At 46.2% G+C, this 21,775-nt stretch carries 26 protein-coding genes and 1 riboswitch; of the genes, 5 read left to right on the plus strand and 21 right to left on the minus strand.

Translation table 11 applies throughout. The features are described from left to right. Positions 1–23 precede the first annotated feature (23 nt). From dapB to mepA, 5 genes are all read right to left on the minus strand, one after another. Complete coding sequence (gene dapB, locus ACZ1GZ_RS04645) at positions 24–860, minus strand: 4-hydroxy-tetrahydrodipicolinate reductase (RefSeq protein ID WP_472667310.1); 837 nt, start codon at positions 858–860, stop codon at positions 24–26. Next, a complete protein-coding gene (locus ACZ1GZ_RS04650) occupies positions 853–2,616 on the minus strand; it encodes an ABC transporter ATP-binding protein (RefSeq protein ID WP_472668233.1) in 1,764 nt (587 codons plus the stop codon). The genes dapB and ACZ1GZ_RS04650 overlap by 8 nt, the downstream gene beginning before the upstream one ends. 98 nt (positions 2,617–2,714) lie before the next feature. After that, positions 2,715–3,722, minus strand: coding sequence for a glucokinase (locus ACZ1GZ_RS04655; protein WP_472667311.1), 1,008 nt, complete (start codon positions 3,720–3,722; stop codon positions 2,715–2,717). Between the two features lie 18 nt (positions 3,723–3,740). Then, positions 3,741–4,118, minus strand: coding sequence for a methylglyoxal synthase (locus ACZ1GZ_RS04660; protein WP_472667312.1), 378 nt, complete (start codon positions 4,116–4,118; stop codon positions 3,741–3,743). Positions 4,119–4,144: 26 nt separating this feature from the next. Further along, a complete protein-coding gene (mepA, locus tag ACZ1GZ_RS04665; RefSeq protein WP_472667313.1) occupies positions 4,145–5,155 on the minus strand; it encodes a penicillin-insensitive murein endopeptidase in 1,011 nt (336 codons plus the stop codon). Positions 5,156–5,377: 222 nt separating this feature from the next. On the opposite strand from mepA, the gene ACZ1GZ_RS04670 reads away from it, so the two are divergent. After that, a complete protein-coding gene (locus ACZ1GZ_RS04670; protein ID WP_472667314.1) occupies positions 5,378–5,515 on the plus strand; it encodes a hypothetical protein in 138 nt (45 codons plus the stop codon). After that, positions 5,512–5,898 carry a GtrA family protein gene (locus tag ACZ1GZ_RS04675; protein WP_472667315.1) on the plus strand — a complete coding sequence of 129 codons (387 nt, stop codon included), beginning with the start codon at positions 5,512–5,514 and terminating at the stop codon, positions 5,896–5,898. Before ACZ1GZ_RS04670 ends, ACZ1GZ_RS04675 begins: the two co-directional genes overlap by 4 nt. A gap of 32 nt (positions 5,899–5,930) precedes the next feature. On the opposite strand, the gene pheT is transcribed toward ACZ1GZ_RS04675, so the two are convergent. The 6 genes from pheT to infC form a co-directional block, all read right to left on the minus strand. Continuing rightward, complete coding sequence (gene pheT / locus ACZ1GZ_RS04680) at positions 5,931–8,336, minus strand: phenylalanine--tRNA ligase subunit beta (RefSeq protein WP_472667316.1); 2,406 nt, start codon at positions 8,334–8,336, stop codon at positions 5,931–5,933. After that, positions 8,337–8,828 (minus strand): hypothetical protein, encoded by a 492-nt coding sequence (locus tag ACZ1GZ_RS04685; protein WP_472667317.1) that lies wholly within the window; start codon positions 8,826–8,828, stop codon positions 8,337–8,339. Next, positions 8,825–9,910: a phenylalanine--tRNA ligase subunit alpha gene (gene pheS, locus ACZ1GZ_RS04690; RefSeq protein ID WP_472667318.1), complete on the minus strand. Its 1,086-nt coding sequence runs from the start codon at positions 9,908–9,910 to the stop codon at positions 8,825–8,827. The genes ACZ1GZ_RS04685 and pheS overlap by 4 nt, the downstream gene beginning before the upstream one ends. Positions 9,911–10,102: 192 nt before the next feature. Beyond that, a complete protein-coding gene (rplT, locus tag ACZ1GZ_RS04695) occupies positions 10,103–10,504 on the minus strand; it encodes a 50S ribosomal protein L20 (RefSeq protein ID WP_472667319.1) in 402 nt (133 codons plus the stop codon). A gap of 36 nt (positions 10,505–10,540) precedes the next feature. Then, positions 10,541–10,741: a 50S ribosomal protein L35 gene (gene rpmI, locus ACZ1GZ_RS04700; RefSeq protein ID WP_472667320.1), complete on the minus strand. Its 201-nt coding sequence runs from the start codon at positions 10,739–10,741 to the stop codon at positions 10,541–10,543. A 222-nt stretch (positions 10,742–10,963) separates the two neighbouring features. Then, positions 10,964–11,503: a translation initiation factor IF-3 gene (gene infC, locus ACZ1GZ_RS04705; protein WP_472668234.1), complete on the minus strand. Its 540-nt coding sequence runs from the start codon at positions 11,501–11,503 to the stop codon at positions 10,964–10,966. Positions 11,504–11,713: 210 nt separating this feature from the next. On the opposite strand from infC, the gene ACZ1GZ_RS04710 reads away from it, so the two are divergent. Together ACZ1GZ_RS04710 and ACZ1GZ_RS04715 are read left to right on the plus strand one after the other, a co-directional pair. Next, the gene (locus ACZ1GZ_RS04710; protein ID WP_472667321.1) at positions 11,714–12,517 is read left to right on the plus strand and encodes an alpha/beta hydrolase; all 804 of its coding nucleotides are present in this window, start codon (positions 11,714–11,716) and stop codon (positions 12,515–12,517) included. A gap of 106 nt (positions 12,518–12,623) precedes the next feature. Continuing rightward, complete coding sequence (locus ACZ1GZ_RS04715) at positions 12,624–13,235, plus strand: transglutaminase-like cysteine peptidase (protein WP_472667322.1); 612 nt, start codon at positions 12,624–12,626, stop codon at positions 13,233–13,235. Positions 13,236–13,366: 131 nt separating this feature from the next. Here ACZ1GZ_RS04715 and ACZ1GZ_RS04720 read toward each other — a convergent pair whose 3' ends face one another. The 10 genes from ACZ1GZ_RS04720 to thiD are packed head-to-tail and all read right to left on the minus strand — an operon-like array spanning position 13,367 to position 20,855. Continuing rightward, the gene (locus ACZ1GZ_RS04720; protein WP_472667323.1) at positions 13,367–14,098 is read right to left on the minus strand and encodes an ABC transporter permease; all 732 of its coding nucleotides are present in this window, start codon (positions 14,096–14,098) and stop codon (positions 13,367–13,369) included. Next, the gene (locus tag ACZ1GZ_RS04725) at positions 14,095–14,835 is read right to left on the minus strand and encodes an ABC transporter ATP-binding protein (protein ID WP_472667324.1); all 741 of its coding nucleotides are present in this window, start codon (positions 14,833–14,835) and stop codon (positions 14,095–14,097) included. The genes ACZ1GZ_RS04720 and ACZ1GZ_RS04725 overlap by 4 nt, the downstream gene beginning before the upstream one ends. Before the next feature lie 6 nt (positions 14,836–14,841). Then, positions 14,842–15,522, minus strand: coding sequence for a thiaminase II (gene tenA, locus ACZ1GZ_RS04730; protein ID WP_472667325.1), 681 nt, complete (start codon positions 15,520–15,522; stop codon positions 14,842–14,844). An 8-nt stretch (positions 15,523–15,530) separates the two neighbouring features. Further along, positions 15,531–16,475, minus strand: a complete 945-nt coding sequence (locus tag ACZ1GZ_RS04735) for an ABC transporter substrate-binding protein (protein WP_472667326.1) — start codon at positions 16,473–16,475, stop codon at positions 15,531–15,533. Between the two features lie 21 nt (positions 16,476–16,496). Further along, on the minus strand, positions 16,497–17,504 hold the full coding sequence (locus ACZ1GZ_RS04740) for a ThiF family adenylyltransferase (RefSeq protein WP_472667327.1): 1,008 nt from the start codon (positions 17,502–17,504) through the stop codon (positions 16,497–16,499). Continuing rightward, on the minus strand, positions 17,491–18,090 hold the full coding sequence (locus tag ACZ1GZ_RS04745) for a thiamine phosphate synthase (RefSeq protein WP_472668235.1): 600 nt from the start codon (positions 18,088–18,090) through the stop codon (positions 17,491–17,493). The genes ACZ1GZ_RS04740 and ACZ1GZ_RS04745 overlap by 14 nt, the downstream gene beginning before the upstream one ends. Then, positions 18,087–18,860, minus strand: a complete 774-nt coding sequence (locus tag ACZ1GZ_RS04750) for a thiazole synthase (RefSeq protein WP_472667328.1) — start codon at positions 18,858–18,860, stop codon at positions 18,087–18,089. Before ACZ1GZ_RS04750 ends, ACZ1GZ_RS04745 begins: the two co-directional genes overlap by 4 nt. A gap of 4 nt (positions 18,861–18,864) precedes the next feature. Further along, positions 18,865–19,062 (minus strand): sulfur carrier protein ThiS, encoded by a 198-nt coding sequence (thiS, locus tag ACZ1GZ_RS04755; protein WP_472667329.1) that lies wholly within the window; start codon positions 19,060–19,062, stop codon positions 18,865–18,867. After that, positions 19,046–20,068 carry a glycine oxidase ThiO gene (gene thiO, locus ACZ1GZ_RS04760; RefSeq protein ID WP_472667330.1) on the minus strand — a complete coding sequence of 341 codons (1,023 nt, stop codon included), beginning with the start codon at positions 20,066–20,068 and terminating at the stop codon, positions 19,046–19,048. Before thiO ends, thiS begins: the two co-directional genes overlap by 17 nt. Beyond that, complete coding sequence (thiD, locus tag ACZ1GZ_RS04765; RefSeq protein WP_472668236.1) at positions 20,058–20,855, minus strand: bifunctional hydroxymethylpyrimidine kinase/phosphomethylpyrimidine kinase; 798 nt, start codon at positions 20,853–20,855, stop codon at positions 20,058–20,060. Before thiD ends, thiO begins: the two co-directional genes overlap by 11 nt. Positions 20,856–20,936: 81 nt before the next feature. Next, positions 20,937–21,047, minus strand: a riboswitch (TPP riboswitch). A 101-nt stretch (positions 21,048–21,148) separates the two neighbouring features. Here thiD and ACZ1GZ_RS04770 point away from each other — a divergent pair. Then, complete coding sequence (locus ACZ1GZ_RS04770; RefSeq protein ID WP_472667331.1) at positions 21,149–21,772, plus strand: ribonuclease D; 624 nt, start codon at positions 21,149–21,151, stop codon at positions 21,770–21,772. Positions 21,773–21,775: the final 3 nt, after the last annotated feature.

The raw sequence follows: 21,775 nt of genomic DNA on the forward strand, positions 1-21,775 counted from the left end.
TTCCTTTATATTTTTGCGTGCGCTTAAGTTTTGGATAAACCAAGCACATCAAGCATTGAATAATAACCTGGATTTTGTGATTTTGCCCAAAGCGCGGCTTTTACAGCACCACGCGCGAAAATAGAGCGATCAAGAGCTGAATGACTAAGTGTGATTTGCTCGCCTTCACCGGCAATAATGACCGAGTGTTCACCAACCACAGAACCGCCGCGCAATGTTGCAAAACCAATTGTTCCGTCACCACGCGCACCAGTCACGCCATCACGTGAACGCACAGAATTTCTGTGAAGATCGATTTCACGACCCTTAGCAGCAGCTTCTCCAAGCAAATAGGCTGTGCCAGATGGAGCATCCACTTTGTGCTTATGGTGCATTTCCAAAATTTCAAGATCCCAATCGTCGCCACCAAGAGCTTTAGCGGCTTGTTCAACCAAAACAGCTAAGAGATTAACCCCAAGGCTCATATTACCTGATTTCACAATCCGACCATCAGAACCCGCTTGTGCAATTTCAGCATCTTGTTCTTGGCTGCAGCCAGTTGTTCCAATGATATGGATGAGACCATGCTCAGCGGCCACTTTTGAAAAGGCAACGCTGGTTTCAGGCGTTGTGAAATCGATTATGGCATCTGCGCCTTTAAGAGCCGTATTTTGATCGTCGGTAATGATGACACCGCTTGTGCCGATGCCTGCAATTTCACCTGCATCTTGACCGATCGTATCAGCACCTTGTCGTTCCAAAGCACCAACCAGCTTTGCGCCAGGCATGTCGTTGATCACACGAATGATAGCTTGCCCCATTCGACCAGAAGCGCCAGCGACAACAATCATACACAGGTTCTGTGAGCTATTGTTACTCATTCTCAGTATCCTTTACACTAACGACTTTATTTGACTTGGAATGGATGTTTTGCAAACGCGAATAAACACCATCAGATTGGCCTGAAAGTTCTGAGTGAGATCCTTCTTCCACCACTTTACCCGCTTCCATCACGACAATTTTATCCGCCTTAGCAATGGTGGACAATCGGTGCGCAATAACCAACACAGTGCGTCCCTTCATAGCTTTATCAAGAGCTTGTTGAACAGCCGCTTCCGATTCATTATCCAGCGCTGATGTTGCTTCATCCAAAACTAAAATTGGTGCATTTCGAACAAGTGCGCGTGCAATTGACAATCGCTGACGTTGGCCACCCGATAATGTTATGCCATTCTCGCCAACGGGTGTGTCATATCCCTGCGGTTGCTCCAAAATGAATTCATGGGCATGAGCAAGTTTTGCAGCGTCTTCAATATCTGCATCACTCGCCTCTGGAAGGCCATAACGTATATTATCGCGGATGGTACCTTCAAACAGCCAAGGCTGTTGTGATACATAGGCTAGGTTCTTCCGTAACGAAGACTTCGTGACATCTTCAATATCAATACCGTCGATTAAAATTTTTCCCGACGAAGGATCATAAAAACGAGGAACAAGCGAAATAATTGTTGATTTTCCAGCGCCCGATGGTCCGACAATTGCTGTGGTTTTCCCTGCTTGAGCCGTGAAGCTCACACCATTTAATACCTGTTCGCTGTCAGGATAGCTAAAGCTTACATCCTTAAACTTAATCTCACCGGAACCTACGACAAGTTCGGTCGCGTTTTCTTTATCGCCTTGCAATGGCTTGGTGTCTAAAATTTCATAGATCATCCGCGCATTAACAACCGCTTTTTCCAAATTGATTTGCAACTTTGTTAAACGACGTGCTGGATCATAGGCGAGCAACAAAGCAGTAATAAACGAGAAAAATGCGCCGGGCGGCACATTGTTATAAATCGAACGATAGGCGGCATAAACGATCACTGCCGAAATCGCGAAGCCAGAAATGGTTTCGGTAATTGGAGAAGTTCGTTCAGCAAGTCTGGCAATGCGATTGGCGCGTTGTTCAGCGTTTCCAATAATATGGCTTACGCGTTCGCTTAGGCGCTCTTCCATTGTAAAAGACTTAACAATTGTTATGCCTTGCACAGTCTCTTGCATGGCACCAAGCACCTGGCTGTTTAGATCAATAGCTTCTCGCGTTGCTGTGCGAAGACGCTTGGCAATATAACGCAAGGAAATCACAATTGGAGGCGCCACAAAAAACACCACCATTGATAACACAGCATCTTTTGAAAACATGACGACGACAAGCGCAAAAAGTGTGATTACATCACGCGCCAGTAAGGTGACAGTGAGATTTAATGTATCCCTGATACCCGTCACATTTTGTGAAATTTGCGCTGCAATTTGCGCAGATCGTGTATCGGAAAAGAATGACAGATTTAATGCCATGAGGTGGTCAAACAGCCGTTGCTGATACCGCGCAACGATATTATTTCCGATCACATTGAGTGAAACTGCTTCGATATATGAGGCGACACCGCGAATTAAAAATGCACTCAAAATACCGCCAGCAATATACCAGATTGCATCGGCATCTTGATTGACAAAGGCCTCATTGATCACATCTTCCATGATCCAAGCAAGAAATGCTGTTGATGCTGCAATGAACAGCATGCACGTAATGGCAATGGCATATGTTCCAACATAATCGCGACCATTCTCACGCAGAATGCGTTTTAGCATGTCCATCAGACCGGGAACGATCTCGGTCTTCTTTTTCGGAGGAATAACAGCAGCCAAATGGGCACCCTTGTCAAAAAATCATGTCAGATTGCTTGCAAGCAACCCTATTTTTGGTTTTGCCAATATCGGCCTTGTTTTGTAATTCTAAATTGATCGGGATGGTTTGCATAGGCACAAAGTCCCGAAAGTGCAATTAACGGTTCAGTCATGAGATATACGGGCACCTCCTCGACAAGATCTGAATAAGGATCTTTATCCAAAAACTGTTCATTAAAGAATGGCAATTTCAAGACATCTTCTAGTCGTTGCGCTACGCCGCCGGTGAGGAAAACCCCGCCTCGCGCTAGGTAGATTAATGCCGCATCACTTGCATATCGCCCCAAATATGTGACGAATAATTCAAGTGTTTCTTTTGCAACGGGATCGTTGCCTTGATTATATGCTGCGGTTACTTCTGACGGATCTGACACAGTTTTATCCAAGCCGTCTGCTTTAGCGATGGCATTGTATAGGCGCATAAGGCCACGACCACTGATAAATTCTTCAGCTGCAGGTCTTTCGTTAGGTGCAAAAGCGTGTTTGTAAATTTCAGTATCGCGTGGTGTTTTCGGGCCGATATCTACAAAGCCACCTTCACCGGGAATGATGGACCATTCGCCTTCGATATAAATCATGCCGGCCATTCCAAGCCCTGTCCCCGGGCCAAGCACAGCGCGGGCAGATGTGGGCCGTGATTTACCTTCTTTGATCTGCGTATGCGAGGAAACATCGGTTGAAATCGCTGCAAGTGCCTGCGCTTCAAAATCACTCATCGCAATAGCTTCATCAATATTCAAATCTGCGATCAACTGATAAACATCTATATCCCATGGGCAGTTGGTCATGGATATTTTTTCAATATTGCCAGTCGGGCCTGCAATCGCCAAGACAAGTGTTTTTGGGCGTAATTCTGTTTGACTAAACACATTCTGCTCAATCACATCCTGGATGGATGCATAACCTGCGTTTTTCACACTTGGAAATTGAACCATCTCAGCATCTTGTTTTTCGATGATGGCAAAACGTGAATTTGTGCCACCAATATCGCCGATAAGAATGGGAAAAGAAAACATGAAATTTAAACCTAAATCTTAGCTGTCTCTGACGAGTAATTCTTCCGCCGTGGAACGATTGAGCGCCATAGGAATGTCATATAGTACGGCCAATCGCATCAAAGCTTTCACATCTACGTCATGCGGCATTGGGGTCAGCGGGTCAATAAAGAAAATCAACATATCGACTTTTCCATCAGCAATCAGGCCACCGATTTGCTGATCGCCACCTAATGGGCCACTTTTCATTCTGGTAACGGAAAGTTCAGGACACGCATCTGCGATGCGGCTTCCGGTGGTTCCGGTTGCGATAATATCATAAACACCAAGCGCTGATTTGTGTGTCACTGCAAAGTCTGTCAGATCATCTTTTTTCTGGTCATGCGCAACCAATGCGATTTTTCGTTTATCGGTCATAAAATTCAGTCTTGCTAATTGGCGTTTTAACTATCGGACGGTAATGGCACATCTTTTATAGATTTAAAGTCAGGTCTGCCAGTATAATTTAACTGCACCTGTGAATAGACCATTTTACCTAGAGTTACTTCAGCTTCGGTGTTCGGTGTTGGTCCGTTTAAAACGACCGCACATGATTGGGGCAAATCTGCCATGCTTTTTAGTTTGCGTGGCTTCGGCTTAACTGTAGGTTTTTTAGGTTTTGGTGGTGCCCAACGCGCAGGTTCAAACCACCAATCAAGCGGTGCACCGCATCCATCACCAGCAGGGACCGCAGCCTGCCGTTTACAATTAGGTGATCCAGAGAGACATTTCATGCGGATATGAAAATGGTAGTGATGACCGTAATAGGGGCGAACTTTGCCCAAATTAGTGCGATCCCCTTGCCAATTGTCACACAATTCACGTTTTATTGCCGGGTGCACGAAAAGACGTTCAACATCATTATAAGCTGCTGCGCGCATGATGAGTTTTGCATGCGCTGGTGTCCAAATATTTTGATCAACTTTCAGCTCACCTTTTTTCAGAACCGAAATCGCGCTCATATTTGTACGTTCAGTGTGTGTGAGTGTACGTGATGGCATTGGTGTAAGCCAAATATCAGCATCAAGTCCAACCTGGTGCGATGCATGTCCTGATAGCATTGGCCCTCCGCGTGGTTGCGAAATATCGCCCACTAAAAGTCCCGGCCAGCCATCATGCGCCGCTGTTTGTATCGATAAATCTTTCACCATAGCAATCAGGGTCGGGTGCCCCCAACGTCGATTGCGTTCTAATCGCATCGCTTGCCATGTCGGGCCGTCGATGGGAATTGCAACGCCACCTGATAAACAGCCCTTGGTATAAAATCCATGCGAAGCTGCGGGAGTAGCAGTTGGTAACTTTTTAGCACCGAACAGATATTTGGCAGCTTTTTCTTCAGCCAATCCATATTGCAAAGACATGATGAATACTAAAAATGTGGAGGCCAGTCGTTTGAACATTGAAGAAAATTTCATAATGTTTCCCATTCATTAAGACGCGCAAATCACGTCCTTAGCATAGCGTTCATTTTAAACCATTCAAGGCTTGACTGGAGATTGTCATTCTTCTTCGTCTCTTCGCTTTGCATCAATAATTCTGGCGCGCTTTACTCTCTTAATATCGCCGCATAAATTTTCTATTGAAGCAATAGTATCATTTTCCCGACGAAATAGTCTTTTCAATATGGTCTAAGATGATTGTTAGGCATTGAAAGTTTGCAGTCTGAGCATCGTCAGGATAAAGATATCGGGAAATTGAAACAAGCATCGCAGGAATTGCTGGAAAACTCCGGTGAGAAGCAAACTGATGATGGTCAAGCACCGAAAGTTGCATGAAGAAGATCATATTTTTTCTAATGGCGGGTAGCGTAGGGTTTGCCGCAGATGTCGGGGTGCTTCTTTTACTTTTAAGATTTACCGCGCTTGATCCATTTAGCGCACGTATTTTTGCGATTGCAGCTGCAATGGGTTGCACATGGATAATTAACCGCAATATCACCTTTCAAAAGGGCGGACGCTCGGTCGCTTCAGAAGGTGTGCGTTACGGTAGCGTGGGGTTAAGTTCAGCGCTGATTAATTATGGTGTTTATGCAGGATTGTTGTTCTTGTTTGCTGACCTAAGACCAATATTTGCGTTGGTCATGGCCTCAGCAATTGCAACTTGCTGGGCATTTATTGGTTATAATAAATTTGTGTATGGCAGCCCCAAAAAGGATTAGCGCTGCCATATTTCAATAGTCTATTACTCGTCTTAGCCGCGAAGCTCTCCACCAGTTGATTTGGTAACATTGGCAATAATTTTTGACGACAATGCTTCGAAGTCTTCTTCTGTTAATGTGCGTTCGGTTGGTTGAAGCGTTACTTCAATCGCAATCGACTTCTTGCCTTCACCCAATGACGGACCTTCAAACATGTCAAAGACATTCACCGATGAGATCAGTTTTTTATCCGCGCCACTTGCAGCTTTGACAAGCGTTTGAGATTGCACATCGCTATCAACTACAAAGGCAAAGTCACGACGCACAGCTTGGTAAGGCGATAGTGAAAGAGCACCTTTTGTGCGCGTTGGTTTGCGTTTGCCCTCAGGGATCGCATCAAGGAACACTTCAAATCCGCAAAGCGCACCTGATACATCCAACGCTTTTAAGGTTGATGGGTGAAACTCACCAAAAGTACCAATGACATTTTTGGGACCAAGTTTAATCTTGCCAGAACGACCCGGGTGATACCAATCAGGTCCACCGGCTTCAATCTGTAGATTTTTAATCGGCGCACCAGCAGCTTCTAGCGCAGCGAGCGCATCAGCTTTAGCGTCATAGACACCAACATTTTCAGCGTTACCCGACCAATGGCGGCCCTGTGCTTCCATCTTAGCCGTACCGCGACGGATACCTGCCGCAACACGGCGTTGCTGATCTGGGTTATCTCCTTCATAGGTGCCGGACACTTCAAAGATTGCTGTGTCATTAAATCCGCGGTCAGCATTTCTTTGTGCTGCTAACAGCAAACCAGGCAACAATGAAGGACGCATATCAGACATATCAGCCGCAATAGGATTGCTCACCTTCAATGTCTCCGCGCCACCACCAAAGAGCTTCGATGCTTTTTCTGAGATGAACGAATAGGTCACTGCTTCTGACATACCACGAACAGCTAAGGCACGACGTGCCGCACGCGTACGCAATTGTATCGTTGTCAAAATTTGACCATTGACACTTCCAAGGCTAGGCAAAGGTTGCGGGTCAATTTCATTCACACCGTAAATGCGCATAATCTCTTCAACAAGATCAGCTTTACCGTCCACATCTGGACGCCAAGCTGGCACTGAAACATCAACGATATCGCCATCACCATGCACTTCAAAACCAAGACGCGTCAGAATTTCAACGCTTTGCTCTTTTGAGACCTCAAGGCCTGTTAAGCGTTTGACTTCGCTGAATGGATAAGACACTTGTTTGACATCGGGCTCGGTAAATCCAGTGACAGACAATTCAGATGCCTCACCACCGCACAAATCCATAACCATTTGTGTCGCAAGCTCACAACCTGATGCCATGAAATTTGGATCAACACCGCGTTCAAAGCGATAGCGCGCATCTGTGATAATGCCCATATCACGACCCGTCCGGGCGATCATCATCGGATCCCACAACGCGCTTTCAATCAGCACATTTGTTGTGTTCTCGTCACAGCCTGAATGTTCACCACCCATGATACCAGCAATAGACTCAGGTCCATTATCATCGGAGATCACGTTGATCTTTGGATTAAACTCATATTCTTTCCCATCAAGGCCGAGAATCTTTTCACCGTCTTTCGCGGCGCGAACATGTAAGTTGCCTGCAACTTTATCAGCATCGAAAACGTGCAAAGGGCGGCCACGATCAAAGGTCACATAGTTGGTGATATCAACAAGTGTGTTGATCGGACGCAAACCAATGGCAAGCAATCGCTGTTGCATCCATTTTGGGCTTGGGCCGTTTTTCACGCCTTTAACAAGACGCAAGGCAAAGCCCGGGCAGAAAACAGGATCATCGATTTTAACAGAAACAGGACAAGCGCCATTTCCTGAAATTGTTGGAACCGCAGGTGTTTTTAAAACACCCATGCCAGAAGCTGCTAAGTCACGCGCAATACCAGAAACGCCTGTGCAATCTGGGCGGTTTGGCGTGAGATTAATCTCAATCACCGGATCGCTTAACCCAGCCCAATCCGCATATGAAGTACCAATTTCAACATCTGTATCAATTTCAATAATGCCATCATGTTCATTGGAAACCATCAGTTCTTTTTCAGAACACATCATTCCGCAGCTTTCAACGCCGCGAATATTACCAACGCTCAATGTCACATCAATGCCTGGTACATAAGTGCCCGGTGCTGCAAATGCACCAACAAGGCCTTCGCGGGCATTTGGTGCGCCACAAACGACCTGTACTGGTTCAGCTTGACCCGTATCCACTTTTAATACGCGCAAGCGGTCCGCATCAGGGTGTTGTTCTGCACTTAGCACTTTTGCGATTACAAAAGGTTTGAGCGAAGCTTTATCATCAAGCGATTCAAGCTCAAGGCCGATCATTGTCAAACGATCACAAATTTCCTCCAAAGACGCGTCTGTCTCGAGGTGGTCTTTCAACCATGAAAGTGTAAATTTCATCTAAGATGCTCCATCTTCAGAATTATTTGCATCAGTACCATCACGTTCTTTTTGTCGGTTTGCTAACTCGTCAAAAATAACAAATCCAATTTGCAAGCCATCATCATCTGGCTCTTCGCTCTGAATAGGCTGGGTCAAAAACGATAGCGATAATTGAGACGCGTGAAGGATCGTCGAGGTTGGTGAACCATTACCCATCAACACACCATCAATGCGCAGGATATCGCCTTCACCGGGATGCAGCGCAATTACCTTAACCGGTCCCGCAGGTCCCATGGCAATCACTTCAAGCGTTTCCGCTTTTGGGTCAATTGATTGCTGGAACGAGAAGATGTGCTTGGCAACTTCCTGTGCAGCTTTTTCAGCCGTATTTTCACAAGCAACTGTTTGCCATTCTTCTGGTTTTGGTGCTTCTCGTTTGCCTTGGCGCAATTCTGCAGCCATGTGCGCGAACTTGCCCTTCAAGAGTGCTGCGTCTGAAAACCTACTCATGATGAAAGACCTCCAAACAATGTTGGCATATCCAGCGGGCGGAAACCATAATGGTCAATCCAGCGCTGATCAGCTTCAAAGAAGGGGCGCAAATCTGGCATGCCGTATTTTAACATTGCGATACGATCAATCCCAATACCCCATGCAAAGCCTTGATAAATCTCAGGGTCTAAACCACCTGCGCGGATCACATTTGGATGCGTCATGCCGCAGCCCAAAATTTCCATCCAGTCATTGCCCTCACCAAAGCGCACTTCGCCCGGGCGGGAGCGATCACATTTAATGTCCACCTCAAGGCTTGGCTCAGTAAATGGGAAGAAGGACGGGCGGAAACGCATTTCCAAGCTATCTACTTCAAAGAACGCTTTACAAAACTCGACCAATGTCCATTTCAAATTTGCAATATTGGCGGACTTATCAATGACCAATCCCTCAAGCTGGTGGAACATTGGTGAGTGCGTTGCATCAGAATCCTGACGATATGTCTTGCCGGGGATCACAATACGAATTGGCGGCTCTTGCGCTTCCATTGTGTGAACTTGCACAGGCGAGGTATGTGTGCGCAGAACTTTGCGCTCACCTTTCTCATCAGGTTCAAAGAAAAATGTATCATGCATCTCGCGTGCAGGGTGACCTTCAGGGAAGTTCAATGCCGTGAAATTGTAATAATCAGTTTCGATATCAGGACCTTCCGCAACAGAAAAACCCAAATCCGAAAAAATTGCGGTAATTTCATCTGTCACCTGGCTGATCGGGTGAATGCGTCCGCGTTCAGCGGGGCTTGCAAAAACTGGCAGCGTAACATCAAGCGTCTCTGTTTCAAGACGTTTGGCAATTGCAAGTTCCTGTAGCTCCGTTTTACGTGTCTGAATTTGCTCGTTAATACGAACTTTCAAACCGTTGATTTGTGGACCAGCAACCTGACGCTCTTCTGGCGTCATTTTACCCAAACCTTTGAGTTGCTCAGAAATGACACCCTTCTTACCAAGTGCGCTGACGCGAACAGCTTCGATGGAAGCCTCATCTTCTGATGATGCAATCGCATCCATGAGTTCTTTTTCTAGTTCAACAAGATCTGTCATAACTCACCATGTTTTTTGATCGTCATTTCAATTTAACGACCATGATCGGTTGCGAGAATATTCTCATATAATTTCCGTAATCTATCCAAGTTTTGTGGCGTTAATTACGGTGCTTTAAAACAAAAAATCTCGCGCTAGCTGCCGCCAACGCGAGATCCTATTCAAATTTCAATGTTTTAGGAAAACGCTGGCTTACTTTACAGCGCTTTCAAAAGCATTTGGTGTTGTGTCTTTAAGATATGCAAGCGCTTCTTTAGCAGCTTGAACAAGGGCACCAAAAGCTTCTGCTTCATGGATCGCCATATCTGACAACACTTTACGGTCAACTTCGATACCAGCTTTGTTCAAACCATCGATGAAACGACCATATGTTAGACCATGCTCACGAACAGCAGCGTTGATACGCTGGATCCAAAGTGAGCGGAAATCGCGCTTACGTGTTTTACGATCGCGATAGGCATATTGCATAGATTTATCAACGGCAGACTTAGCTGTCCGGATAGTATTCTTGCGGCGGCCGTAAAAGCCTTTTGCCTTTTTGAGAACTTTTTTGTGTTTTGCGTGGGCTGTTACACCGCGTTTTACACGTGACATGTCATATACTCCTTAAATTCTAAACGACCAGCGGGCTTAAAGGCCGTTTGGAAGAAACTTTTTAACGATGCGAGCATCAGGATCTGAAAGAACCATTGTGCCGCGTGCATCGCGAATGAATTTGTTAGAACGTTTGATCATGCCGTGTTGCTTACCAGCAGCAGCAGCTTTCACTTTGCCAGTACCGGTAATTTTAAACCGTTTTTTGGCAGAAGATTTTGTCTTCATCTTAGGCATTTCGTCATCTTTCTTTTTGTGATCACACCAAATTTAGCTGGCGCAATCAGTATTGTTAAAAACATAAAAAACCCGAACACGGCATGCCCTGCCGGAACGGGATAGGGGTCGTATAGGCACATTCTTTTCAGATTGCAAGAAAAATGCTCAATACAAAGGTATTTTTGTGCCAACACATTGGTCAGCACAAATGTCACCTTAAATAAGAACCAAAAGCTATATTTATGATTTTGGTGAAAGCACCATCATCATTTGGCGGCCTTCGAGTTTAGGCTCCGCTTCAACCTTGGCAATATCCAAAGTTTCTTCTTTAACACGCTGCAAAAGCTGCATACCAAGTTCCATATGGGCCATTTCCCGGCCGCGGAACCTTAGTGTCACTTTCACTTTGTCGCCATTGTCAAAGAATTTATGGATTGCGCGCATTTTAACATCGTAGTCATGCTTATCGATATTCGGGCGCATCTTGATTTCTTTAACGTCAATCGTCTTTTGCTTTTTACGAGCTTCAGCAGCTTTCTTTTGCGACTGGTATTTCATTTTACCAAGATCGGTAATTTTACAAACTGGCGCGTCGCCTTTCGAAGCAATTTCTACAAGGTCAAGGCCTGCATCGGCAGCTCTTTGAAGAGCGTCTTCGATAGAAACGACCCCTTGGTTTTCGCCTTCGGCGTCGATGAGTTGAACTTTGGAAGCCTGAATTTCTTCATTGGCGCGTGGGCCCTCTTTAACGGGAGCTGCGGCTCTAGATGGTCTGCGAATGGTACTTATCTCCAAATAATTTATTTTAAGGTGGCTTGGTTCCACAGGAAAAAGCAATGTCCCGTTTCACCATGGGATGTCAATAGCATGTTTATGCGAAAAAGCACATAGTTTCCTGTGATCGTCGAATCTGATTATATTAGTCTTCAAATTCGCCCGAAGCGTGACGTTTAAAACGTGATGCAGGAAACCAGACTTAAAAGGTATATAATGAGCATTTTGGATGAAACCAGTAATTTGCGGGAAATAATCGTCGGAAATGATGAAGAAGCTCGGAAAATAGCGCTTAAACACCGCGCTGCTAAAGAGGGTCAGTCAGACGCTGGCGGGTTTGTGTGGCTAGGTGGTTACCGCTCGGACATGGATGGATCAAAAGCAATCGCGTTAGATGAGCATGCCGGCGAATTGGGCTTGGCATGTACCCGCCATGATTATTCAGGGCATGGTGTATCAGGCGGCGCATTTATTGATGGCACGATTTCCAGATGGCTAGAGGAGAGCCTTGCGGTATTTAGAAGTTATACAAAAGGTCCGCAGATTTTGGTGGGTTCTTCCATGGGGGGATGGATTGCACTTCGAATGGTACAGGAGCTTACAAAAAGTGATGAGCTTGATCGGGTGAAAGCTCTATTATTATTAGCGCCAGCCCCGGATTTTACCAAAGAGCTTTATGAGCCAAAACTAACCGAAGAACAAAAGTCAGATTTGCAAAGCCAAGGATATTTTGAGGTGCCAACACCCTATGGCCCTGATCCAAATGTATTTACCAAAAACCTGTTTGATGATGGGGCACAAAACCTTGTTCTTGAAGGAAAATTAGAGCTTGGGGTCCCGGTTCATATCATCCAGGGCATGGCTGACCCGGATGTACCTTGGCAACATGCTATGCGCTTGGTTGAACACCTGCCGAGTGAAGATGTTGTTATCACTCTCGTTAAAGATGGCGATCATCGCTTATCTCGTGAGCAGGATATTGAAAAAATTCTAGATTCTGTCGACGCGTTGTTAGGCTAGATCACAATCTTAACCATGATTAAGAATTTGGTAACCATGTAATTGACTCTTCCCAGCTAACATCGTTTACTCTTTGTTAACGTTTAGGGGACGAAGGGATAAGGACATGCTGCGTAAGAGCGGTGCTTATATTGTAATTTGCGTATCAGCTCTCATGGGCTGGACAAGCACTATTGCTGTGGCTGAACATGCCGGGGCTTCCATGATAACGGGTTCCATCACATCACAACCGATTGGGCATTATGAATTCTGCAAGCAGTTTTCTGATGAGTGTTCTGTGCGTTCAAAGCGTAAGAATGCGCCGCGTGTTACATCATATGGTTGGGATGTTGTGCAAAAGGTCAACAGCACTGTGAATAACAATGTTGCCCCGCTGACTGATTGGGAATTGCATGGCCGCGAAGAAGTTTGGTCCTATCCTGGGATAGCTGGTGATTGTGAAGATTATGTACTTCTAAAACGCCAAATGTTGATCGAACAAGGTTTCTCACCGTCAGACTTATTGATCACCGTCGTACGCAAACCAGATGGTGAAGGCCATGCTGTTTTAACCCTAAGAACATCCAAAGGCGATTACGTACTTGATAATTTGTCAAGTCAGGTCAAGCTTTGGACTGACACACCATATAAGTATCTCAAGCGTCAAGCTTCGTTTCACACGGGACGTTGGGTCAATATCGAAAATGGCAATCCAATTGTCGTGGGTTCGTTGAGATAATTTTGCAGCGCTGAGCTTAGCAATTCACCGATAAACTTAAATATCGCTATAAATCTAATGAACCATAATTAACCTCTGGTGGTGAATAACCAAGGGTGAAGTTTATTATGTTAGAATTCAGTCACGTATTCCTAATGTTTGATCATGCGCTTTGCACCCTTATCGACGAGGGCGTGAAGCAATACGGTAAATGCTGCAAGCACAAAAAGTGCTGCAAACATGAGATCGATTTTGGCGCGTCCATTGGCGAGCAACATAAGATAGCCCAATCCTTTGGATGCGCCGACCCATTCACCGATTACAGCGCCAATAGGTGCGTATACGGCAGCTAATCGTAAACCTGACCCCAATGAAGGTAGCGCTGCTGGTATGCGCACATGCCACATCAGCCGTTTGTTATTTGCCCCCATGACTTTGGCAAGATCGAGATAGGCTTTTGGCGTGCGGGTTAAACCGTCATAAAAGGCCGACGCGACCGGGAAATAGATAATTAAAACGGTCATAAATATCTTGGACCAGATGCCATAGCCAAGCCAAAGGGTTAAAATTGGCGCGAGGGCAAAAACCGGAACTGCTTGCGAGAACACCAAAATAGGGCGGACATAAATTCGCGCAAATGCGGAAGTAGCAAGATTGATCGCCGTGGCAGCACCAAGCATGGTCCCTAACACAAGTCCGATTAAAACTTCGCTGATTGTCACAAGCGCATTTTCAAAAATAATAACGCGGCTTTTCCACATGGTTTCGGCAACGAGTAGCGGTCCCGGTAGAATGAATTTTGGTAGTGAAAAGCCTGTGACAATCGCTTGCCAAACTAAAACTGCGAGAAGTGCTGAACCGAGAGCATTCAGTATTTTGATCATGCCGCATTCCCTCTCAATAAGCGATAAAGCCGTCCCTGACAGGCAAGGGTTTCATCATCATCATCTGCGCGTACGGGAGAAGCTGCAGGTGCATCGACCTGTTCCAACCCTTTCGGCGTCATCACTTGAATGGAATGCCCAAGCCGTGCGGCTTCAAACGGGTCATGGGTGACCAAAAGTACAGTGTGATTGCTTAATAGATCGCCCGCGAGCTCTTGCATTTCGCTGCGTGTTTTAGCATCTAATGCAGAAAATGGTTCATCCAGCAACACGATAGAGCGATCTTCCATGAGTGTGCGGGCAAGCGAAACGCGTTGCTGCTCACCACCCGATAATTTCGATGGTTTTTTATCGATATGAGCGGAAAGTCCGACTTTATCAATCACATTAAGCGCGCGCGCTTGGTCGGTTTTCTCACCACGCAATTTCGCGCCTAGCATCACATTATCCACCACGCTCAACCATGGGAACAACTCACCACCTTGTGCCATATAGGCGATACGTGATGAGATGTCTTTTTGATCACTGGCTGTTATATCACCGGTAAATCGAGCGCCGGTATCAAGCCCGGCGATCAAGCGGAGGATCGTCGATTTGCCGACCCCCGAAGCACCCAAAAGACATGTGATTTCATTGGCACGAATGGTCAAATCCAACGCATCAAATAGAACACGATTTTCGCCATCGCGTTCAATCTCGGCCGAACCTTTGAAATATATGTCGGGTGCTTTGCTCATGGAAAATTATGGGTTTAAACCCATCTCCCAAAAGCTCACTTCAAGGCGTGTTGCAATATCAAACTGTTCTTTGACATTCTCCCAAAGCGGAAGCGTTTCAAAACCTTCACCCAAACGATTGATCACCGCATTGTCCAAAAGCTCTGCAACGCCTTTACAAACATCCTGGTATTCTTCACCAGCATAAGTGTCGATCCATTCAAGATAAGTATCCGATGTTTTATCCTTCTTAAGACGCAAACCGATCTCACCGTAGCCGAAGACACAAGGTGCAAGTGTTGCAAGAAGTGATATGAAATCGCCCGAATACCCAGCCTCTAAAACATAACGCGTATAGGCTAAGTTTTCAGATGCTTCGACGGTTTCTAAAAGCTCTTTTTCAGAAATGCCAAGCTTAGCGCATGTCTCAACATGAAACTGCATTTCACCATTGACTAGACCATTTACAGTTGCCGCACAGGCTTTCATTTCATCAAGGCTTCCCGCTTTTGCAACAGCCAATGCCCAAGCACGCGAGAAATGAATAAGAAACACATAATCCTGTTTTAGATAATGTAAAAATGCTTCCTGAGGCAGAGTTCCATCTCGCATCGCTTCAACAAAGGCATGCCGAGTATAGGCATGCCAATGTTCAGAAGATGTGCGAAGTGATGCAAAAACGCGACCGTAATTAACATCAGTGCTCATGAGATCACCTATTCAGATACGTCGATTGCGATTTTTGAAACTGGATTAATGCCAGAGATCAATCCTTTTTCGTTCAAGAATGCTTCAAATTTTGAGTAGCGACCAGCGTCAAATGCAAATGGACGCAATGCAAAACGTGGCAATGTATCCACCCATGCTTTGGCATTTAGCTCGTCCTGCAATTCAGCTGAAGTGCCTGAGAAAATTTCCCATGACTCTTCAGGGTGATTGACGATGTATTGTGTCGCAAGTTCAGTTGCAGTGAGGAAGCGTGAGATTTTGTCTTTGTCCATCTCATCAGATTTCGCCACATAGATCAGCTCGTCATATGTTGGAAGCCCTTCTTCTTCAACGAAGAAACACTTACCTTCAACACCTTCGATTTCCATTTGGTTCAATTCGAAGTTTCTGTATGCACCAATCACGGCATCCACTTGGTTTGACATCAATGATGGAGATAGTGACCAGTTCACATTGACGAGTTCAATATCTGACATTTCTACGCCGTGATTGTTCAAGATTGAACCCAAAACAGCTTCTTCAACACCCGATACTGAGAAACCAATTTTCTTGCCTTTAAGGTCTGAGATTTCTTTAATCGGACCGTCTTTTAAAACAAGCAAACAGTTAAGCGGTGTTGCAACCAAAGTACCCACGCGAATGAGTGGTAGACCTTCATGAATTTGAAGATGAAGCTGAGGCTGATATGAAACGGCAAGATCAGCCTGCCCGGCAGCAACCAATTTTGGTGGATCAGATGGATCAGCTGGTGCGATGATTTCAACTTCCAAGCCCTGGTCAGCAAAGTAACCTTTTTCTTGCGCAACTATGATTGGCCCGTGATCTGGGTTGATAAACCAATCCAGCATAAGCTTCATTTTATCAGCGGCAGATGCCAAGCTGGTTGATGAAATTGCGAGCGCGCCCGCTAGTACAAGTGATTTGATTTTCATAAATTGATCCTTCCTAGATCGTTATCCTGCGGCGACGAGAACGATGTTCCCGTCCCATTGATTTTGTAATTGTGTGGCCGCGCGGTGTGCGCGTAAGCCTGATCGGCAAACGAACACGGCGCGTTGATTTTCATCGCCTGGTACCAGAATATCGTTCTGATAATCGTCGACATGAATTCTGATTGCGTCTTGATGAGCCGCTTCTAAAGTCTCATCTAATCCGCGTAGTTCAATGACGAAATCATCGTCGCTAATCTCGCTTGCTGCGATAAACTTTAAGCCACCATTTTTAGGTTCTGGTGCTTTATCAAAACGAAAGCTTGAGAAGCGGAATGTCTGCGCGTCAAATCTTATAAGCTGTCCCAAAGGTGAGGGGTCTAACCCTAAAATCTGCGACAAAGTCATTTGCGCTTGCAGGCTGCCAATTGTGCCAACCACAGGTCCTAAGACCCCGGCTGTTGCACAATTACCTGCCTGCGCAGGCAAGTCGGGAAACAGTGCGCGAAGCGAAGGAGCACCACCACAAAACCCACCAACATAACCTGAAAGCGCAAGAGCAGACGCGCTGATAAAAGGAATGTTCTGAACATAACAATGATCTGATAAAATATAGCTCACTGCAAAACTATCGGCGCAATCGAGCACGATGCTCACGCCAGAACATAGTTTTTTCACACTGCTTGGATCAAGCGATGTATGAACCGCTTCGATCGAAATGTCTGAATTCAAATTTTGCAGAATTTGCTTGGCCGTTTCGGCCTTTGATGCACCAAGATATTGTTCACCATAAAGCGTCTGGCGTTGCAGATTACTCAAAGAGACTTCATCCGGGTCGACGATTGTGATTGTGCCAATGCCAGCGCCAGCAAGATATTGCAGAACTGGCACACCTAAGCCGCCAGCGCCGACAACCAAAACATGCGCTTCAGCAAGTTTGAGTTGACCTTCCAACCCAACTTCGGGCAGCACCATCTGGCGTGCATATCTGTTACCTGATGCATTCATCTTGTTGCGCTCATCGTGTTGCATTGATCCATTGTTTGATCCGAGCTTCTGGATCCTCGTTTAACGTAATATCAGTGACTGCGGAGACGATGTCGGCACCGGCGTCAAATGCACCTTGGGCACGTTCCACGCTCATGCCACCGATTGCGACAAGTGGTGTATCACCAACCAGTTTCTTCCATTCGGTGACTTTGTCGAGCCCTTGCTCTGTCCACTTCATCTTTTTAAGAATGGTTGGGTATACAGGACCAAGCGCGAGATATTCAGGCTCATAAGATAGCGCACGATCAAGCTCATCATTGTCATGAGTGCTGAGGCCAATTTTAATCCCGGCAGCACGGATTGCTTTGACATCCGCGACATCTAAATCTTCTTGACCCAGATGGATAAAATCACACTTCTCTTCGATGGCAATTTGCCAATAATCATTGACAATCAATTGCGCACCATGTCGCTCACATAGCGCTTTGCCTTTGATGATTTCGGCACGCGTTTCTTCGTCAGACTTATCTTTAATGCGCAGCTGCACCAACTTGATGCCAAGTGGCAAAAGTCGTGTGAGCCAATCTGTATTGTCAAAGATGGGGTAAAATCGATCAAGCTGCATTATAGGAATGCCTTTCCAATCACAGGAGTAGAAGGTTCAGCCATATCGCGCGGCTCCATCGGATCAGCGTCATAGGCTGCTTTGCCGGCGCAAATTGCATCGGCAAATGCTTTGGCCATCAAAGGCGGATCGCCCGCTTTCGCAACGGCGGTGTTTAATAGTATTGCGTCATAGCCAAGCTCCATCGCATGCGCAGCTTGTGACGGAAGACCAATTCCCGCATCAACGACAAGCGGTACATCCGGGAAATGCGCTCGCAACATGCGAAGACCATGTTCGTTGTTAAGGCCAAGTCCTGATCCAATTGGTGCGCCCCATGGCATGAGAACTTCGCAGCCAACTTCAAGCAAACGCTCGGCCACCACCATATCTTCGGTTGTGTATGGGAAAACTTGAAAGCCTTCTTCGCTTAAAATACGAGCGCCTTCCACAAGACCGTAAACATCGGGTTGCAGTGTGTCGGTGTGCCCAATGATTTCAAGCTTAATCCAAGGTGTGCCAAAAACCTCGCGCGCCATATGCGCGGTGGTCACAGCTTCTTTAACTGTGTAGCACCCGGCTGTGTTGGGCAGTACCGGAACATTGAGCTCTTTGATCAACTGCCAAAATTCTTGACCTGCACGATCAGAGCCGCTTTCCCGGCGCAACGAGACGGTTGCAACCCCAGCACCTGACATTTTAAAAGCATCCGTTAAGATCGAAGGCGAAGGATATTGCGCAGTACCTAACATCAATGGATTTTTGAGTTCGGTGCCGTAAAATTGTTTGCTCATGACATTATCCACCCTGCATAGGGGCTAGAATTTCAAGGCGGTCGCCATCACTTAATGAGATGGTACTGCGCAGGGTCTCAGGGACGAATTCCTCATTCACCGCTGTTGCGACTTTCGCATCTTTATATCCAAGCTCGTTGAGCACTTCGTTGAGTGAAACCGCGTTGATTTCAACTTTCTCACCATTAAGCACAATGGTCATGATGTACCTCATCTTTGGAGTTGGGCATGTCTTTGTCGGCAAATTCGGGGCGTGTGCCATCGAACAAATAATCTGCAACTTGTTGCGCAACAGACGGCGCTAACAAATAGCCATGGCGATAAAGGCCATTGGCGTAAATCGTATTTCCCTCATGGCGAATGCGCGGCAAGTTATCGTTAAACGCGGGACGCGCGTCGACACCGATTTCCAAAATTTCCGCCTCACCAAAACTTGGGTGTAATGCGTAAGCAGCCGTCAGCATCTCAAGCATCGAACGGGCCGTAATGCGTGAGCGTTCGCCGGCTTCAATCATCGTTGCGCCAAGCATATAAATGCCATTACCGCGTGGAACGATGTAGAGCGGAATTCTTGGATGTAGCAATCGAATAGGACGTTTGAGATCAAGATCGGGACAATGCAAAATAAGCATCTCACCTTTGACCCCGCGCAGATCAGTTAGTTTGTCTTGCGCAGCTAAGCCGCGGCAATCAATGATCGTCGAGTTCGTCTCGGCTTCGCCAGATGTCTGAATTTTAATTCCTTGATTGGCTAGATTAGAAACCAAAGCCTCAAGCGCTTGCCTTGGTGCAAGATGTGCTTCGGATGGGAAATAGAGCGCCTTTCGATAGCGTCCTTCTAGATCAGGTTCTAGCTCTGAAACCTTATCTGCATCAATTTCTTCAAAATTTGATGTGCGTCTACCAAACCGTGCCAGCTCTTTAATATCACGTCCCTGAGCGACGACCATTGAACCGTTATAGGTGATATCTGCACCGTTTTTTGCCCACCAAGCAATGGCGTCTTGCCCTAAACGAACAACGGGTTCTTCGGCACTTTCACCTTCGCAAAATGGTGCGAGCATGCCGCCCGCCCACCAAGAACAACCATGCGGTCCAGGAGTGCCATCGGGATCGATGATGGTGACACTGCCACCACGCGCTGAAATTTCAGTCGCGATACTCAATCCCAAAACGCCTGCACCTTTAATGGTTACATTAGTCATCATCTGAACCCCAAAGCGCGTAAAAATGATGAACCGGCCCATGGCCTGAACCAATTTTAATCTGGTCGCTGGCGCGGATAGCCCCTTGCAAATATTGATGTGCGCGGCCAACTGCATCTTCGATCTCAAGTCCTTGCGCCATACATGCAGCAATCGATGAGGATAACGTGCAGCCCGTACCGTGTGTGTTTTTCGTATCGATGCGCTGTGCTTCAAATGAGATGGGTTCAGCGCTCGTGCCAATTAGCAAATCTGTACAGATGTCGTCATCGCTATGCCCACCTTTCATCAAAATAGCTTTCGGGCCCATAGCCAGAAGATCACTACCTTGAAAGGCCATCTGCATTGGGTTTTCTGCCTGCGTTGCACCCAGCAACTTCCCAGCTTCTGGCAGATTGGGTGTTAACAATGTTGCAAGGGGTAACAACTCGCTTTTAAGTGCAGAGATCGCTTCTTCACGCAGTAAAGCATCGCCAGATTTAGCGACCATAACCGGATCTAGGACAATCGGGATATCAACATTTACAAGCGAAGATGCGACAGCATGAATGATGTCGGGTGAGGAAAGCATGCCAATTTTAATAGCATCAACATCTAGGTCTTCCAGCACCGTTTGGATTTGTGCTGAAACCACATTGGGGGAGATTTCTTCAACCGCAGTTACTGCTTTGGTGTTTTGTGCGGTGATGGCCGTAATGACGCTCGCGCCATAAACCCCGAGTGCAGAAAATGCTTTTAAGTCCGCTTGGATACCTGCGCCGCCGCCACTATCGGATCCGGCAATTGTCATCGCTATTGCTGTCACTTTCTTCCCCTACCAATTTGTCATTTCCAAACAACTCGGCATTGGGGGGTCTTTGCGCTTTAAAGTAAGCTAGCGATGACCGTTCCCTCCGCCGGAATTGCCCGGATCAGGTTCGATGGGTTAGCGAAAAACGCCTCTCAGCCTTTGAAAAATTATAAGGCACCCCAACGGTGTATGATCGACACATAGTGCAGATCGAATTAAAATGCAATGGTTCAAACTCGCTTGTGATTGGACTAGACTGATTACAAAGTGATTCTGCAAAAAACGAGACTTTGATGACAAATATTCGATTGCATAAGGGTGATATTTCCACAAAAGCTGCGGCGCGATACAAGGGCGATATCGCAATCGATACCGAAACCTTGGGGCTGTTACCAAGGCGAGATAGACTATGCGTTGTTCAATTATCTTCTGGTGACGGCACAGCAGATATCATTCAAATCGAGAAAGGTCAGAAACAAGCGCCCAACCTTGTTGCGCTCCTTGAAGATCAAAGCAAAACGAAACTATTTCACTACGGTCGATTTGATATTGCCGTTTTGTATTACACCTTTGGGGTGACTTGTACGCCAGTTTTCTGCACCAAAATTGCCTCGAAACTCACACGCACTTACACAGACCGCCACGGCTTAAAAGATGTCTGCCGTGAGCTGTTAAGCGTTGATTTATCCAAACAACAACAATCATCTGACTGGGCAGCAGAAAAGCTCACCGATGCGCAGCTTGCCTATGCTGCATCGGATGTTTTGCACCTTCATGCGCTACGCGATAAAATGACAATCAATTTAGAACGCGAAGAGCGGTTAGATGTTGCAAAAGCCTGTTTTGAATTCCTACCGACGCGCGCAAAACTTGATCTTATGGGATGGGAAGACAGCGATATTTTCGCCCATAGTTAGGTT

The sequence above is a fragment of the Lentilitoribacter sp. JB5-8 genome (assembly GCF_055693385.1).